At 68.8% G+C, this 14,722-nt stretch carries 17 protein-coding genes; 14 read left to right on the forward strand and 3 right to left on the reverse strand.

Annotation, left to right across the window (positions count from 1 at the left end; all coding sequences use genetic code 11):
- The first annotated feature begins 32 nt into the window (after positions 1–32).
- The 4 genes from catC to AC1M14_RS24245 are packed head-to-tail and all read left to right on the forward strand — an operon-like array spanning position 33 to position 2,458.
- Complete coding sequence (catC, locus tag AC1M14_RS24230; RefSeq protein ID WP_102775687.1) at positions 33–308, forward strand: muconolactone Delta-isomerase; 276 nt, start codon at positions 33–35, stop codon at positions 306–308.
- Positions 309–320: 12 nt separating this feature from the next.
- Positions 321–617, forward strand: a complete 297-nt coding sequence (locus AC1M14_RS24235; RefSeq protein WP_102775686.1) for a YciI family protein — start codon at positions 321–323, stop codon at positions 615–617.
- Positions 618–632: 15 nt separating this feature from the next.
- Positions 633–1,412 carry a 3-oxoadipate enol-lactonase gene (pcaD, locus tag AC1M14_RS24240; protein WP_102775685.1) on the forward strand — a complete coding sequence of 260 codons (780 nt, stop codon included), beginning with the start codon at positions 633–635 and terminating at the stop codon, positions 1,410–1,412.
- 5 nt (positions 1,413–1,417) lie between these two features.
- Positions 1,418–2,458 carry a cyclase family protein gene (locus AC1M14_RS24245; protein ID WP_111826781.1) on the forward strand — a complete coding sequence of 347 codons (1,041 nt, stop codon included), beginning with the start codon at positions 1,418–1,420 and terminating at the stop codon, positions 2,456–2,458.
- Between the two features lie 22 nt (positions 2,459–2,480).
- Here AC1M14_RS24245 and AC1M14_RS24250 read toward each other — a convergent pair whose 3' ends face one another.
- Complete coding sequence (locus tag AC1M14_RS24250) at positions 2,481–2,813, reverse strand: PsiF family protein (protein ID WP_102775684.1); 333 nt, start codon at positions 2,811–2,813, stop codon at positions 2,481–2,483.
- 228 nt (positions 2,814–3,041) lie between these two features.
- Between AC1M14_RS24250 and AC1M14_RS24255 the strand changes: the two genes are divergently transcribed.
- The 3 genes from AC1M14_RS24255 (at position 3,042) to AC1M14_RS24265 (ending at position 4,784) form a co-directional block, all read left to right on the forward strand.
- Positions 3,042–3,380, forward strand: coding sequence for an FxLYD domain-containing protein (locus AC1M14_RS24255; protein WP_102775683.1), 339 nt, complete (start codon positions 3,042–3,044; stop codon positions 3,378–3,380).
- 155 nt (positions 3,381–3,535) lie between these two features.
- Positions 3,536–4,186 carry a carbonic anhydrase gene (locus AC1M14_RS24260; RefSeq protein ID WP_102775682.1) on the forward strand — a complete coding sequence of 217 codons (651 nt, stop codon included), beginning with the start codon at positions 3,536–3,538 and terminating at the stop codon, positions 4,184–4,186.
- 97 nt (positions 4,187–4,283) lie between these two features.
- The gene (locus AC1M14_RS24265) at positions 4,284–4,784 is read left to right on the forward strand and encodes a hypothetical protein (protein WP_479730577.1); all 501 of its coding nucleotides are present in this window, start codon (positions 4,284–4,286) and stop codon (positions 4,782–4,784) included.
- On the opposite strand, the gene AC1M14_RS24270 is transcribed toward AC1M14_RS24265, so the two are convergent.
- The gene (locus AC1M14_RS24270; RefSeq protein WP_479730578.1) at positions 4,781–6,115 is read right to left on the reverse strand and encodes a DUF3100 domain-containing protein; all 1,335 of its coding nucleotides are present in this window, start codon (positions 6,113–6,115) and stop codon (positions 4,781–4,783) included. The genes AC1M14_RS24265 and AC1M14_RS24270 overlap by 4 nt on opposite strands.
- Before the next feature lie 246 nt (positions 6,116–6,361).
- Between AC1M14_RS24270 and AC1M14_RS24275 the strand changes: the two genes are divergently transcribed.
- The 3 genes from AC1M14_RS24275 to AC1M14_RS24285 all read left to right on the forward strand — a co-directional run bounded on the left by AC1M14_RS24275 (position 6,362) and on the right by AC1M14_RS24285 (position 9,744).
- Entirely contained in the window at positions 6,362–7,297 is a 936-nt protein-coding gene (locus AC1M14_RS24275; RefSeq protein WP_102775679.1) for a LysR family transcriptional regulator, read from the forward strand.
- A 166-nt stretch (positions 7,298–7,463) separates the two neighbouring features.
- Positions 7,464–9,206, forward strand: coding sequence for a nitrite/sulfite reductase (locus AC1M14_RS24280; protein ID WP_111826785.1), 1,743 nt, complete (start codon positions 7,464–7,466; stop codon positions 9,204–9,206).
- Positions 9,199–9,744, forward strand: coding sequence for a DUF934 domain-containing protein (locus tag AC1M14_RS24285; RefSeq protein WP_102775677.1), 546 nt, complete (start codon positions 9,199–9,201; stop codon positions 9,742–9,744). The genes AC1M14_RS24280 and AC1M14_RS24285 overlap by 8 nt, the downstream gene beginning before the upstream one ends.
- Here the strand turns inward: AC1M14_RS24285 and AC1M14_RS24290 are convergent.
- Positions 9,741–10,508, reverse strand: a complete 768-nt coding sequence (locus AC1M14_RS24290; RefSeq protein ID WP_479730579.1) for an IclR family transcriptional regulator — start codon at positions 10,506–10,508, stop codon at positions 9,741–9,743. The genes AC1M14_RS24285 and AC1M14_RS24290 overlap by 4 nt on opposite strands.
- A 103-nt stretch (positions 10,509–10,611) precedes the next feature.
- Between AC1M14_RS24290 and AC1M14_RS24295 the strand changes: the two genes are divergently transcribed.
- The 4 genes from AC1M14_RS24295 to AC1M14_RS24310 are packed head-to-tail and all read left to right on the forward strand — an operon-like array spanning position 10,612 to position 14,714.
- A complete protein-coding gene (locus AC1M14_RS24295; RefSeq protein WP_102775675.1) occupies positions 10,612–11,589 on the forward strand; it encodes a Bug family tripartite tricarboxylate transporter substrate binding protein in 978 nt (325 codons plus the stop codon).
- Between the two features lie 25 nt (positions 11,590–11,614).
- Positions 11,615–13,123, forward strand: coding sequence for a class I adenylate-forming enzyme family protein (locus AC1M14_RS24300; protein WP_479730580.1), 1,509 nt, complete (start codon positions 11,615–11,617; stop codon positions 13,121–13,123).
- The gene (locus tag AC1M14_RS24305; protein ID WP_102775673.1) at positions 13,120–13,908 is read left to right on the forward strand and encodes a citryl-CoA lyase; all 789 of its coding nucleotides are present in this window, start codon (positions 13,120–13,122) and stop codon (positions 13,906–13,908) included. The genes AC1M14_RS24300 and AC1M14_RS24305 overlap by 4 nt, the downstream gene beginning before the upstream one ends.
- Positions 13,905–14,714, forward strand: a complete 810-nt coding sequence (locus AC1M14_RS24310) for an SDR family NAD(P)-dependent oxidoreductase (protein WP_102775672.1) — start codon at positions 13,905–13,907, stop codon at positions 14,712–14,714. Before AC1M14_RS24305 ends, AC1M14_RS24310 begins: the two co-directional genes overlap by 4 nt.
- The last annotated feature ends 8 nt before the right edge of the window (positions 14,715–14,722 follow it).

Here is a 14,722-nt window from a genome sequence, read left to right on the forward strand (position 1 = left end):
CCGGGGCGGATTTTTTTACGGAGAGAATCATCATGCTGTTCATGGTCCAAATGCAGGTCAATCTTCCCGTCGACATGCCGGCCGAGCGCGCCGACAAGCTCAAGGCCGACGAAAAGGCGCTGGCGCAGCAGCTGCAGCGCGACGGCAAGTGGAAGAACCTCTGGCGCGTGGCCGGCCGCTACGCCAACGTCAGCATCTTCGACGTCGAAAGCAATGACGAGCTGCACACGCTGCTGTCGTCGCTGCCGCTGTTCCCCTACATGGACATCCAGGTGACGGCGCTGGCGCGCCATCCCTCGGCGATCTGAACGGAGGCGTCCATGCCGTACATCATCGAAACCTTCGACAAGCCCGGCCACCTGGAGGTGCGCAAGCAGCACCGCGCCGCCCACCTGGAATTCCTGGACGCCAACAAGCGGCTGCTGCTGGCCTGCGGCGCCAAGCTGCATGACGACGGCACGGACGCCGGCGGCGGCCTGTACGTGGTCGACCTGGACAGCCGCGAAGCCGCGCAGCAATTCATCGACGCCGATCCGTTCTCCAAGGCCGACCTGTTCGAACGCGTGACCATCACGCGCTGGCGCAAGGCCTACGTCGACGGCGCCTGCTATCTGTAATTGAAGGAAACCCACATGTCTTACGCCGATCTCAGCCAGGCCCGGCTGTACTACGTCATCGATGGCCCCGCCGACGCGCCGGTGCTCGTGCTCTCCAATTCGCTGGGCACCTGCGCCGACATGTGGGCCCGCCAGATCCCCGAACTGAGCAAGCATTTCCGCGTGCTGCGCTACGACACCCGCGGCCACGGCAAATCCTCGGTCCCCGAAGGCGAATACAGCTTCGAGCAACTGGGCAACGACGTCGCCGAACTGCTGGCGCACCTGGGCATCAAGCGCGCGCACTTCTGCGGCCTGTCGATGGGCGGCCCCACCGGCCTGTGGCTGGCGCTGGCGCGCCCCGAACTGGTGGACCGGCTGATCCTGTGCAACACCGCCGCGCGCATCGGCTCGGCCGAAGGCTGGAGCGCCCGCATCGCCGCGGTCACCGAACAGAAGCTGGAGAACATGGCGCCGACGCTGGTCGAGCGCTGGCTCACCGACGGCTACCGCGCCGCCGAGCCGGGCCTGACCCAGGTGCTGGTCGACATGCTGCGCCGCACGCCGGACGCCGGCTATTGCGGCAACTGCGCCGCGCTGCGCGACGCGGACTTCCGCGAACAGGTGGCCTCCATCTCGGCGCCCACGCTGGTCATCAGCAGCACGCACGACCTGGCCGCCACGCCCGCCCAGGGCCAGGAACTGGCCGCCGCCATCCCGGGCGCGCGCTATCTCGAATTGAACACCTCCCACATCTCCAACTGGGAGCAACCGGAAGCCTTCACCCGCGCGGTGCTCGACTTCCTGACGGAGTAACCCGCATGCAGCGCTGGAAACAGCGGCCCGAAGGCTCCAACTGGGGCGACTTCGGGCCCGACGACCAACTCGGCCGCCTGAATCTCATCACCGAAGAACAGGTCCTCAAGGGCGCGCGCGAAATCCGCGCCGGCAAGACCTTCTGCCTGTCGCTGCCGCTGGACCTGCCGGGCGGCAACGTGCTCAACCCGCGGCGCCATCCGCCGCAGCTCAGCCCCACCCGCCTGGCGGACACGCCGTACCTGAACTTTCCGCTGCGCAACGTCAACCCGGACGCCGTGGACGTGCTGAGCGACGACCAGGTGCTGCTGTCCATGCAGTACTCCACCCAGTGGGACGCGCTGGCCCACGTCGGCGCGCTGTTCGACGCCGACGGCGACGGCAAGCCGGAACTGCGCTACTACAACGGCTACCAGGCCGGCGTGGACGTGATCGGCCCGGCCGACGGCGACCACACCGGCTGCGGCTGCAACAGCGGCGGCCCCTCGGCGGCGCTGAAGCTGGGCGTGGAAAACCTGGCCCAGAAAGGCATGCAGGGCCGCGGCGTGCTGGTGGACCTGCTGCGCCACTACGGCCCCGGGCGCACGCTGATCGGCCACGCGGAACTGATCCGCGCGCTCGAGGCCGACGGCATCGAGATCGAGGCCGGCGACATGCTGGTGCTGCGCACCGGCTACGCCGAAGCGGTTGTCGCCATGAACGGCAAGCCCGACGCCGAAGTGCTGCACGGCTACGGCGCCGCGCTGGACGGCACCGACGCGGCGCTGCTGCAATGGATCACCGACAGCGGCATCGCCGCCATCTGCGCCGACAACTACGCGGTCGAGGCCTACCCGGCCCGCGAAAAAAGCGGGCCGCGCGCCATGCTGCCGCTGCACCACCACTGCCTGTTCAAGCTGGGCCTGCCCCTGGCGGAGCTGTGGTATCTGAAGGAGCTGGCCGACTGGCTGCACGCCAACGGCCGCCACCGCTTCATGCTGACGGCGCCGCCGCTGCGCCTGCCGCACGCCATCGGTTCGCCGGTGACGCCGGTCGCGACGGTGTAGGCCGAGGCGCCGAGCCGCGGCGCTAGCCCTTCAGGCAGGTGCTCATGAAGGCCTTGCGCTTGTCGCCGGTGAGCTTCTGCTCGCCGGCTTTCGCATTGCAGTCCGTCATCTTCTGCTGCTGCGGCGTGAGCTGCTTGGCCGGCGCGGTCTCGCCCTTCAGGCAGCTGCTCATGTAGGCCTTGCGCTCGTCGCCCTTCTTGCCTTCGGCGGACTTGTTGCAGTCCGTCATGCGCTGCTGCTGCGGCGTGGGGGTCTTGGCGGGCGTGGTCGCGGCGGGCGTCTGGGCCCAGGACGCGCCGGCGAAACAGGCCGACAGCAGAACGGCAGAAGCAAACTGGCTGGTACGGGAAAGCATGGTTCCTCCCTTGGGCGTCCGCGCGCCTCGGGGTCAGGCGCGACGCGGACCGCTCGATCCGCCGGCCCAATCGCCGGCCCGGTCATCATCGAACAAACCGGACGCCGCCGCAAGATCCCGGAAAGTCAAGAATCGCCAAGGCGGCGATTCATACCTTTGCCCTGTTGTGTCCGCGCCCGGAAAGGTGTGAGATAGGCGCAATCCGTCCCGGCCGCACAGGAGAGCGCCATGAAATCCGTACTCGTGTCCTGCGCACTGCTCGCCGGCCTGCCTCTTGCGGCCGGCGCGCAGGATCTCGTCTATGGCGTCACGCTGGGCAACGTCCAGGCGGTGCGCGACGTCAACCAGAACCTCTCGGCCATCACCGGCCTGCTGGCCAACCAGTCCGACCGCGCCATCGACGGCGTCTGGCTGACCTTCGTGCTGTACGACGAGCAGGGCCGCGAAGTGGGCCGCCTGCGCAACGACGTGCCGGGGCCGCTTGCGCCCGGTCAGATCAAGCCGATCCGGGCGGTCACGCCGCTGCGGTTCGCCCGCGTCACGGCGCTGGACGTGGACGCCCGCTAGCCGGCCAGCCCGCCGCCAAAAACCCTGATTTCATCAGGGTTTAGCGGCCGTGGCGCGGGTCCAGGTGTGGGAAAATCACGGCTGTCGACTCGATAAAAGGGGCTTCCAACGAAGCCCCTTGTCGCGTATGTCGGCGCAACGAGGAAGAAAAGATCATGTTTCCAAAAAGACTCTCTGAAGGCTATCAATCATTCCTGAAAGGCCGTTTCCACTCGGAACGCAGCCGATACCAGAAACTGGCCGAAATTGGGCAAAGCCCGGAAATCCTGATCATCGGGTGTTGCGACTCCCGCGTCTCGCCCGAAGTCATCTTCGACGCCGGCCCCGGCGAAATGTTCGTGATCCGCAACGTCGCCAACCTGGTGCCGCCCTGCGACCCCGACACCGAATCCTCCTACCACGGCACCAGCGCCGCCATCGAATTCGCCGTCAACGGCCTGAACGTCAAGCACATCGTGGTGCTGGGCCACGCCTCCTGTGGCGGCATCCGCTCCTTCTTCGACGGCGCCAAGCCGCTGTCCAAGGGCGATTTCATCGGCAAGTGGATGTCGCAGATCGAGCCCGTGGCCGAACGCCTCGGCCCGGCCACCGGCGACCGCCAGGCCAACCTCAAGCGCCTGGAGCTGGCCACGGTCGAGCACAGCCTGGAGAATCTGATGACGTTCCCGTCCATCCGCCGCCGCGTGCAGAAGGGCGAGCTGGAGCTGCACGGCACCTATTTCGGCGTGGCCACCGGCGTGCTGTTCCTGCGCGATCCCAAGACGGGCGAATTCAATCCCTGCCTGGAAACCGGCATCGTCGAATAAGCCGCGGCCCCGGAGCGCCGGGGCGTTTCCTGCTACATTGGACTTGTGACCCGCTGAACCGGCCCGCCCGCGGACCGGCCACGACAGGGAGCCTCGCATGGACATTGCAGCGATCCCCGCCATTGCCCGCGTCGCCGCGCCCTACCCGGCGCGCGTGCCGCTGATCGACGAGACCCGGCCCGCCTGGGCGACGCCGCGGGCGGCTGAAGCGGCTGAAAGCCCGCCCGCCCCGCTGCCTGCGCGCAGCCGCGACCAGGCGCCGCCCGCCCCCATCGCCGGCATGGCGCCGCGCCCCGACCCGGACCTGCTGCGCGACCAGTACGCCGAGGCGCGCATGCGCCGCGCCATCGCCGACTACGCCGCCGCGCCTGCCGAGGCGGCGGCCCGGGCCAACGACTGGGGCACCATAGAAGGCCTGGCGCCCTTGCAGCCCTACCGCCTGGCCATGGGCAACCCGCAGGTGCAGGAATGGCAGGCCGCCGCGGCCGCCAAGGCCATGGGCGCGGTCGTGCCCAAGGTCGCCAGCATCGGCGCCACGGAAAACGCCACCGACCAGGCGCGCTACCGTCCGGGCTTCGCGCCTCAGCCTTGGTCTTAGTGGAAGAACTCGGCGATCATCGTCGCGCCCAGGAAGGTGCCGGCGTTGGCGGCCAGGGACACCACCACGATCTTCCAGCCCAGCTTGCGGAAGGCCGGCAGGTCCTTGAGGATGGACAGCCCGGCCATCGCCAGGATCACGGTCGTGAAGGGCAGGAAATTCACCTTGCCGACCATCGCGATGATCTGGTCGGAGTACGGCAGCACGCCGGGACAGCCCGCCGTCATGGCGATCACCGACAGCACGAACACGGCCGGCAGCTTGGGCACCACGCGCAGCACCAGGTCGGTAATGACGACCAGCAGCACGATGATGGCCATGCCCGGCAAGGCGTCGGCGAACGGCACGCCATAGCCCAGGCGGTTGCCCACCAGCGCGAACAGGCCGCACACGATGTAGGCCGTCAGGCGGTCGCCGAAGCCCAGCTTGGCGCCGTGGACCGGCGCGTCTTCGGACACGCCGTCCTCGACGGCCGACGGCGCCTTGCCGCGCGAAAAGCGGCCCAGCACCGGCTCCAGCTTGCCGTACAGGAAGATGGTGGTCGGCAGCGAGATGAACAGCGTGAAGTACACGCCCACCACCGTGGTCAGCAGATTGGCGGCGGCCGCCAGCGCGGCCACCTGGTGCGCCATCTCGGGGGTCTGCTGCGAGGCGATCGCGCCCACGCCCGCGGCCATCATGCTGCCCGAGCCCACGCCGGCGCCCATGGCGAGCGAACGCGGGTCGAAGATATTCAGGCTGGTGATGAAACCGGCCATCAGCGCCACGAACAGCGCGCCGATCACCGTGCCGGTGATGTACTCGGCCATCACGCCGCGCCCTTCGGGCGAGTTCATGCCGTAGCGCTCGCCGATGATGGCCAGGCTGGGCTCACGGCCCACCGAGAAAGTGGCGCCGATGGCCTCGCGCTTGATGCCCAGCAGCAGCGCCAGCGGCAGGCCCACGGCCATGGTGCCGAAGAAATGCCCGAACTCCTGGAACACCAGGGCCCAGCCGGCTTCGCGCACCTGCGGCAGCGCGCCGCCGACCATCAGGCCCAGCTTGGCCAGGAACGGCAGCAGCGCATATTGCAGATAGCCGCTGATGCGGGTCTGCATGGCGGTGTCGACGCCGGCGGCGGCGGGCAGGCGCTGGCCGAAGGCCGCCACGATCGCGCCGATGAAGATGGCCCACAGCATCGGCTGCAGGATGATCTTGCCCGGGCCCACCGTGAACGTCAGGCTGCCGATCGCTTCGGCAATCACCACCACCAGCAAGATGGCGGCAAGCATGCGGATGCGGCTGGAAAGCGGCATGGTGGGCGCGGCCAGGCTGGCGCTGGCTAGAGACATCGGATTCCCCTGGTGAACGTGAATGGGTCGCGGCGACGGTTGGCCGGACCGCAGGCGCCGGCGTTGCGCGCGGCAGGGCCGATTTTCGCCCCGGGGCTGGCATGCAACCATGACAGGACAAGCGTCCAAGCGTTGCGTAAAATGCAACACATATGCTTTTCCAGGGAAAATTTTGCATGATCCCGGATAAAGCAAGGGTAAACCCTAGCATCGACCTGTGGACCTGCCGCCGCACTTCCCGCCGCCATGGACGAAAAACTGGACGCCCGACGCACCCATTACTTCATGCAGGTCATGAGCCGGGGTTCCGTGCGCGGCGCCGCCGAGGCGCTGGACATGGACCCCTCGGCGGTCAGCCGCGCCATCGCCGCCCTGGAGCGCGACTGCGGCATGACGCTGTTCGAACGCCGCGGCCGCGGCGTGGTGCCCACCGACGCCGGCCACATCCTGGCGCGCTACGTCAAGCGCCAGCAGAACATCCAGGAGAGCTTTTTCTCCGAGATCGACAGCCTGCGCAACGCCGAGCGCGGCCATATCGACCTGGTGCTGGGCGAAGGCTTCGTCGAGCTGATGTTCGACCAGGTGCTGCCCGGCTACTGGCGCAGCCATCCGGAAGTCACGCTGGACATCGACGTGGCCCGCACCTCCGAGATCGTGCAGCGCATCGTCGACGACCGCGCCTATATCGGCCTGGTGTTCCAGCCGCCCAACGACGCCCGGCTGCGCGCCCATTACGCGCGCCCCGAGCCGATCCGCGCCATCGTGCGCCAGGACCATCCGCTGGCCCGCCTGCGCCGCCCCCTGCTGCTGACCGACCTGGCCGAGTATCCCGGGGCCGCGATGCAGGAAGGCTTCGGCGTGCGCCAGCACATCCAGGCCGCCGAGATCAGCGAGCAGGTGCGGCTGCGCAACGTGCTGACCACCTCCTCGTTCAAGGCGCTGTGGCAGTTCGCCGCCGCCGGCATCGGCTATGCCCTGACCCCGCCCATCGCGGTCACGGCCGACATGCGCGCCCGGCGCCTGGCCAGCCTGCCGCTGGCCAACCCCATCCTGAACCAGGGCAGCCTGCAGGTGCTGAGCCGCGCCGGCCGTCACATTTCCCCGGCCGCGCGCGAATTGCTGGAGCACATCGTGCGCGGCATCGGCGCCTCGCCGGCGGCGACTTCCGATACGGTCGAGTAAGCCGGCTCCCCGTCATCCGGTTTCTTGCGCCGAGTCAAGCGACATTACCTTATTACCACAATGACTTAGACGGCCCCGGCGGCTGCCTGCTACGGTTATGAACCCCCCGCGCTTTGCGCCGACCGGCCAGAGGGGCCCAGACCGAGAAGACTTCAAGGGCAGTGACATGTACGTGTATGACCCCGTCGACCAGCAGCTCGTCGAGCAGCGCGTCGCGCAGTTCGCCGACCAGACGCGCCGCTTTCTCGACGGCCAGCTCACCGAAGACGAATTCCGCGTTCTGCGCCTGCAGAACGGGCTGTACATCCAGCGCCACGCGCCCATGCTGCGCGTGGCCATCCCGTACGGCATGCTGGCCTCGCGCCAGCTGCGCACGCTGGCCCACATCGCGCGCAAGTGGGACCGCGGCTACGGCCATTTCAGCACGCGCCAGAACATCCAGTTCAACTGGCCCAGGCTGGAGCACGTGCCCGACATCCTGGCCGAACTGGCCACGGTGCAGATGCACGCCATCCAGACCAGCGGCAACTGCATCCGCAACACCACCACCGATCACTTCGCCGGCGTCGCGCCCGACGAGCTGGTCGATCCGCTGGTGTGGTGCGAAATCATCCGCCAGTGGTCCACGCTGCACCCCGAATTCGCCTTCCTGCCGCGCAAGTTCAAGATCGCGGTCAGCGGCGCGGTGCAGGACCGCGCGGCCGTCGGCGTGCACGACATCGGCCTGCAGGCGGTCGAGCGCGACGGCAAGCTGGGCTTTCGCGTCTGGATCGGCGGCGGCCTGGGCCGCACGCCCATCGTCGGCAAGCTGATCAATCCCTTCGTCGAATGGCAGGACCTGCTGACCTACCTGCAGGCGGCGCTGCGCGTCTACAACCTGCACGGCCGCCGCGACAACAAGTACAAGGCGCGCATCAAGATCCTGGTGAAGGACCTGACCCCCGAGGTCTACGCCCAGCAGGTCGATGAACAGTGGCAGCTGATCAAGGGCGGGCCGGACACCATCACGCAGGAATTCGTCGACACCATCAAGTCGCGTTTCGTGTGGCCGCAGTACGACGCCGCGGCCGCGCAGGAACCCGACGACACCGCCGCGCAGGCGGCCGCCGACCCGCGCTTCGCCCGCTGGCTGCGCACCAACGTGCATCCGCACAAAGTGGCCGGCTACGCCGCCGTCACCGTGTCGCTGAAGGCCACCGGCGTGCCGCCGGGCGACGTCACCGCCGACCAGATGGACGCGGTGGCCGACCTGGCCGACGACTACGGCTTCGGCGAGCTGCGCGTCTCGCACGAGCAGAACCTGATCCTGGCCGACGTGCGCCGCGCGCGCCTGCACGATCTGTGGAAGGCGCTGGAGGCGCTCAACCTGGCCACGCCCAACATCGGCCTGCTGACCAACATCATCGCCTGTCCGGGCGGGGATTTCTGCGCGCTGGCCAATGCCGTGTCGATCCCCGTGGCCGAAGCGATCCAGCGCCGCTTCGACGATCTGGACTACCTGTTCGAGATCGGCGAGCTGGACCTGAACATTTCGGGCTGCATCAACTCCTGCGGCCACCATCACGTGGGGCATATCGGCATCCTCGGCGTCGACAAGGCCGGCGAGGAGTGGTACCAGGTCACCATAGGCGGACGCCAGAACGGCGCGGCCAAGCCGCTGCCCGACATCGAATCCACGCGCGGCGGCGGCGCCGCGATCGGCCGCATCATCGGCCCGTCTTTCGCGCGCGACCAGGTCGCCGGCGTGGTCGACCGCCTGATCCGCACCTACCTGGGCCTGCGCGACAGCGAGGCGGAACGCTTCATCGACGTGGTCGACCGCGTCGGGATCGAGCCGTTCAAGCAGGACGTGTATTCGGACCCCGCCTTCGCCAAACCCGCGCCCATCGAGCAACCCGCCCATGTCTGAGATCTACGCCCACGACGCTCCCGGCCCGCACCTGATCCGCGGCGGCCGGCTGGAGGCCGACACGTCCCGCCCGTTCGTGCCCGAACCCGAGGTGGCCGCCGAAGGCCAGGTGCCCGGCGACGAGCCGGGCTGGATCGTGCCGCTGGCGGTCTGGAAGACCTCGCGCGCCACGCTGCGCCGCCACCGCCACCCGGTCGCGATCCTGCTGGAGCCGGACGCCGACCTGCGCGAGCTGGCCGATGCCGACGGCGTGCTGGACCCCGCCGGCATCGCCTTCATTGCGGTGGACTTTCCGGTCTACACCGACGGCCGCGGCTATTCGCTGGCGCAATTGCTGCGCACCCGCTATCGCTGGCAGGGCGAGCTGCGCGCGGTCGGCGACGTGATGATCGACACCATCCACTACCAGGCGCGGGTCGGCTTCGACAGCTTCCTGGTCAAGCCCGGCCACGATCCGCACAAGGCGCTGGAGGCCTTCCGGACGTTCACCGTGCATTACCAGAAGACCTACCGCGTGCCCGAGCCGGCGCTCGCCTAGAACATCGGCACGGGCGCCAGCTGCGCGCGGATCAGGTCGGCGATGCTGCGCTGGCGCTGCGCCTGCATGCGGTCGATGAGGCTGGACACGCTGACCGCCAGGCGCGGATAGCCGCCGGCGTCGCATAGCGCCACGCCCACGCCCAGCACGCCGGGCACCGCCGAGTTGCCCACCACCGACCAGCCGCGGCCACGGGTGTTCTCCACCAGGCGGCGCATCTGCGCCACCGTCATGCCGCCGTAGGCGCGCAACGCCCGTTCGTTCTGCGCCATCACTTCCTCGGCCTCGTCCGGCGGCAGCGCCGCCAGCAGCGCCAGCCCGGCCGCCCCCACGCCCAGCGGCTGGCGGTGTCCCACCGTCACGGCCAGCACCTGCACGGGGTAGTTCCCGACCTCGCGGTGCAGGCACAGCGAATCGCTGCCCGCCCGGCAGATCAGGAATACCGAATCGCCGCTCACGTCGCTGATCTGGCGCAGCACCGGCCGCAGGCCGCGCACCGCCTGCGCATGGGGATCGCCCGCCATCATCACGCCCAGCTCGGCCACGCGCCAGCGCGGCGCCTCCGATTCGCGCAGCGCATAGCCCTCTTCCACCAGCACGTCCAGGTAGCGATAGACAGTGGAGCGCTGCATGCCGGCGGCGCGCGCGATGTCGACCACGTGCATGCCCGCCGCGCCGGCCTGGCGCAGCACGCCCAGCACGCGCAGGCCGCGGCGCAGCACGCGCGGGCCCGAGCCTTCCGATTCCGGTTCCGTGTTGTTCAATTTTTGGACAAGTTGCGTTGATGGGGACCCTATCAAAGCCCATTATGGGGCGGGACAGGCAAAGAACTGTCCAAATTCTAGACAACACAGGACGGAGACAACAATGAAGATTTTCAGCAAGCGGTGGGCCGCGGCGGCTGCCCTGACTACGATGTTCGCGGCCCCCGCCCTGGCGGGCCAGTATCCCGAACGCCCGGTGACGCTGGTGGTCGGCTATGCCGCCGGCGGCGCCACCGACATCGTCGCGCGCCTGGTGGCCAAATCCCTGGCCGAGGAGCTGGGCCAGCCCTTCGTGATCGAGAACAAGACCGGCGCCAACAGCAACATCGGCGCGGAAATCGTCTCGCGCGCCGCGCCGGACGGCTACACGCTGTACGTGGGCTCCATCGCCAACACCATCAACCGCACGCTCTACAGCCAGCTGAACTACGATTTCGTCAAGGGATTCGAGCCCATCGGCCTGTTGGCCACCATCCCCAACATCCTGGTGGTCAACCCCAAGGTGCCGGTCAAGACGGTGCAGGAATACATCGCCTACGCCAAGTCCAATCCCGGCAAGCTGACCTGCGCGTCCTCGGGCACCGGCTCGTCCATCCATCTGTCCTGCGAACTGTTCAAGATGAAGACGGGCGCCGACATCCTGCACGTGCCCTACCGCGGCAGCGGCCCGGCGGTGGCCGACCTGCTGGGCGGCCAGGTGGACTCCATGTTCGACAACCTGCCCTCGTCGCTGCCCCACGTGCAGGCCGGCAAGCTGCGCCCCATCGGCGTGACGTCGCCGCAGCGCCTGGACTCGCTGCCCGATACGCCCACGCTGGCCGAATCCGGCCTGCCCGGCTTCGACGTGGAATCCTGGTTCGGCCTAGTCGCGCCCGCGGGCACGCCCAAGCCGGTCATCGACCGCCTCAACCAGGCGCTGAACAAGGCGCTGGCCGGCCAGGCGCTGCAGGCCTCTTACAAGCAGTCGGGCTTCTATGCGCCGCAGCCCCCCAATACGCCCGAATCGTTCGGCAAGAAGATCGCCAGCGAAATCGACAAGTGGGGCGCCGTCATCAAGAGCGCCGACATCAAGGCCAACTAGGCCTTATCAAGACCAAGGAGCACAGGTGTACCCGATCGATTTCTTCTTCCGCGCCGCCGAACGCCATCCGGACCGCATCGCGCTGGACGGCCCCGAGGGCCAGGCGACGTATGCCCGGCTGGCCGCCGAAGTGCGCGCCCTGGCGGCCGCGCTGCAGGAGCTGGACCCGGCGCCGCAGACCCGCGTGGCGATCTGCGCCGGCAATTCCGCGCGGCACATCCTGGCGCTGCTGGCCGTGCTGGCCAGCGGCAAGGTCTGGGTGCCGCTGAACTACCGCAGCACCGAGCGCGAGATCGGGCGCATCCTGGAGGCCACCGAGCCGTCCATCGTGATCGTGGACGGCGTGGGCGCGCCCCTGGCGCCCGAGGCCCAGGGCCGCCATCGCATCCACCTGGAAGACGGCTCGGCGCCGCTGGCCCTGGACGCCCTGCTGGCCAGCAACGCCGGACGCACGCCGGTGCGGCACGCGCTGCCGCGCGACGCCACCCAGGCCATCAAGTTCACCGGCGGCACCACCGGGCTGCCCAAGGGCGTGATGCAGCCGTACCACGCCTGGAACGCCGGCATCGTCAACCAGATCGCCAGCTGGGAACTGACCGAGGACGACCGCTACGTCGTGGCCGCCCCCGTCACGCACGGCACCGGCACCTACCTGCTGCCGGTCCTGGCCCAGGGCGGCACCCATCTGCTGCTCGACACCGTCAACCCGGCCAGCATCACCGCCGCCTTCCGCGAACGCGGCGGCACGCTGTGCTTCATGCCGCCCACGCTGATCTACATGATCATGGCGCAGCCGGGCGTCTCGCGCGCGGACTTTCCGCGCCTGCGCAACCTGATCTATGGCGGCGCGCCCATGCCCGTCGAAAAGATCGACAAGGCGCGCGCCTTCTTCGGCCCGGTGCTGGGCACCACCTACGGCCAGACCGAAGCGCCGCAGATCGTCACCGTGCTGCGCCCCGCCGACCTCGAAGCGCCGGAGAACCGCGCCTCGGTCGGGCGCGTCACCTGGCTGAGCGACGTGGCCATCATGGGACCGGACGGCGCGCTGCTGCCGCGCGGCGAAATCGGCGAAGTCGTGGTGCAGGGCGACCTGATGATGTCCGGCTACTGGCGCCTGCCGGAAAAGACCGCCGAGACCATCGTCGACGGCTGGCTGCATACCGGCGACACCGGCCTGATCGACGCGCGCGGCTACCTGTTCCTGAAAGACCGCCTGCGCGACGTGATCATCACCGGCGGCTTCAACATCTATCCCGTGGACGTCGAGAATGCGCTGTCGGCGCATCCCGCCGTGTACGAATGCTCGGTCTTCGGCCTGCCCGACGACAAATGGGGCGAGGCCGTGCACGCCGCCGTCCAGTTCCATCCCGGGGCGCAGGCCAGCGCCGACGAGCTCAAGGCGCACGTGCGCGGCCTGCTCGGGCCGGTGGCCACGCCCAAGCAGTTCCATATCCATGACAGCCTGCCGCGCTCCAACGTGGGCAAGGTATTGAAGAACGCCGTGCGCGACGCGGCCCTCAAGGAGACAGCATGAAAACGCCCGAAACCCGCCTGTGCGCGCATCATCTCACCGGCATGTCCTACCGCGACGTCGATCTGGTCGAGGACCTGATCGGCAAGAAGACCTTCACCGAAGTCATGATCATGCAGATCCTGGGCCGCGAGGCGCGCCCGGTGGACCTGCGCATCGTCGACGCGGTGCTGGTCACGCTGATGGAACACGGCCTGACGCCCAGCGCCATCACCACGCGCCTGATCTACATGAGCGCGCCGGAAAACCTGCAGGGCGCCGTGGCCTCCGGGCTGATGGCGGTCGGCAGCCAGTTCGTCGGCACCATGGAGAACTGCTCGCGCCTGCTGGACCGCATCCGCCAGGCCGCCGACGGCGAGGCCGAGGCGCTGGCCATCGCGCGCGAATTCCGCGAGTCGCGCCGCCCCCTGCCGGGCTTCGGCCACCATCTGCACAAGCCGGACGATCCGCGCTCGATCAAGCTGCTGGCGCTGGCCGAGGCCGAGCCGGATCTGCCGGGAGACTCGCTCAAGGCGCTGCGCCTGCTGGCCTCGGCCATCGACGCCACCTACGGCAAGCACATCACCATCAACGCCACCGGCGCGGTGGCCGCGCTGCTGAGCGAGATCGGCGTGCCCACCGACCTGATGCGCGGCTTCGCCGTGATCTCGCGCGCCGCCGGCCTGGTGTCGCACGTGGCCGAAGAACAGCAAAGCCCCTCGGGCCGCTATATCTGGGAAACCATCGACCACGCCATTCCGTACGTGGGCGCGGGCAAGTCGCACCAGCAGGGCGGGGAACAGTCATGACCGCCGTCAACGACACCCGCCTGGCGGGCAAGATCGTGCTGGTGGCCGGCGCCGGCGCCTCGGCCGCCGGCTGGAGCATCGGCAAGGCCAGCTGCGTGACCATGGCGCGCCAGGGGGCCTCCATCGTCGCGCTGGACGCCAGCATGGAAGCGGCCGAAGACGCGGCCCACGAAGTCGAGCTGGCCGGCGGCAGCGCCCTGCCCGTGCAGGCCGACGTCGCCGATCCGGACGCGATGCAGGCCGCGGTGGACGCGGCGCTGCGCCGCTATGGCCGCATCGACGTGCTGCAGGCCAACGCCGGCATCGGCAAGGTCGGCGGCCCCGAGGACATCTCGCTGCAGGACTGGGACCGCATCCAGCAGGTCAACGTGACCAGCCTGCTCATCGCCACGCGCCTGCTGGCCCCGCTGATGCGCGGGCAAGGCGGCGGCGCCATCGTCACTGTCTCGTCGGTGGCCGGCATCCGCTACACGGGCTATCCGCACCTGGCGTACAGCGTGACCAAGGCGGCCGTGATCCACTTCGCCCGCATGGCCGCGCAGCAATACGCCGCCGACCGCATCCGCGTGAACACCGTGATTCCGGGCCTGATCGACACGCCGCGCGTGGCGAAGAATGTGGCGCGCATGTTCGACGCCGACGCCAAGGCCGCCAGCGCGGCGCGCGACAAGCAGGTCCCGATGGGGCGCATGGGCACGCCGTGGGAAGTGGCCAATGCCGTCGCGTTCCTGGCGTCGGATGAAGCGTCCTACATCACCGGCACGGAACTGGTCGTGGACGGCGGACTTACCGGCAAGTACGCGTAAACGGCGGG

The sequence above is a fragment of the Achromobacter sp. SX5 genome (assembly GCF_056711425.1).

Bases quoted from the DNA above. Each gene is read 5' to 3' on its own strand.
- catC (WP_102775687.1), top strand. From the start codon at position 33: ATGCTGTTCATGGTCCAAATGCAGGTCAATCTTCCCGTCGACATGCCG.
- AC1M14_RS24235 (WP_102775686.1), top strand. From the start codon at position 321: ATGCCGTACATCATCGAAACCTTCGACAAGCCCGGCCACCTGGAGGTG.
- pcaD (WP_102775685.1), top strand. From the start codon at position 633: ATGTCTTACGCCGATCTCAGCCAGGCCCGGCTGTACTACGTCATCGAT.
- AC1M14_RS24245 (WP_111826781.1), top strand. From the start codon at position 1,418: ATGCAGCGCTGGAAACAGCGGCCCGAAGGCTCCAACTGGGGCGACTTC.
- AC1M14_RS24250 (WP_102775684.1), bottom strand. From the start codon at position 2,813: ATGCTTTCCCGTACCAGCCAGTTTGCTTCTGCCGTTCTGCTGTCGGCC.
- AC1M14_RS24255 (WP_102775683.1), top strand. From the start codon at position 3,042: ATGAAATCCGTACTCGTGTCCTGCGCACTGCTCGCCGGCCTGCCTCTT.
- AC1M14_RS24260 (WP_102775682.1), top strand. From the start codon at position 3,536: ATGTTTCCAAAAAGACTCTCTGAAGGCTATCAATCATTCCTGAAAGGC.
- AC1M14_RS24265 (WP_479730577.1), top strand. From the start codon at position 4,284: ATGGACATTGCAGCGATCCCCGCCATTGCCCGCGTCGCCGCGCCCTAC.
- AC1M14_RS24270 (WP_479730578.1), bottom strand. From the start codon at position 6,115: ATGTCTCTAGCCAGCGCCAGCCTGGCCGCGCCCACCATGCCGCTTTCC.
- AC1M14_RS24275 (WP_102775679.1), top strand. From the start codon at position 6,362: ATGGACGAAAAACTGGACGCCCGACGCACCCATTACTTCATGCAGGTC.
- AC1M14_RS24280 (WP_111826785.1), top strand. From the start codon at position 7,464: ATGTACGTGTATGACCCCGTCGACCAGCAGCTCGTCGAGCAGCGCGTC.
- AC1M14_RS24285 (WP_102775677.1), top strand. From the start codon at position 9,199: ATGTCTGAGATCTACGCCCACGACGCTCCCGGCCCGCACCTGATCCGC.
- AC1M14_RS24295 (WP_102775675.1), top strand. From the start codon at position 10,612: ATGAAGATTTTCAGCAAGCGGTGGGCCGCGGCGGCTGCCCTGACTACG.
- AC1M14_RS24305 (WP_102775673.1), top strand. From the start codon at position 13,120: ATGAAAACGCCCGAAACCCGCCTGTGCGCGCATCATCTCACCGGCATG.
- AC1M14_RS24310 (WP_102775672.1), top strand. From the start codon at position 13,905: ATGACCGCCGTCAACGACACCCGCCTGGCGGGCAAGATCGTGCTGGTG.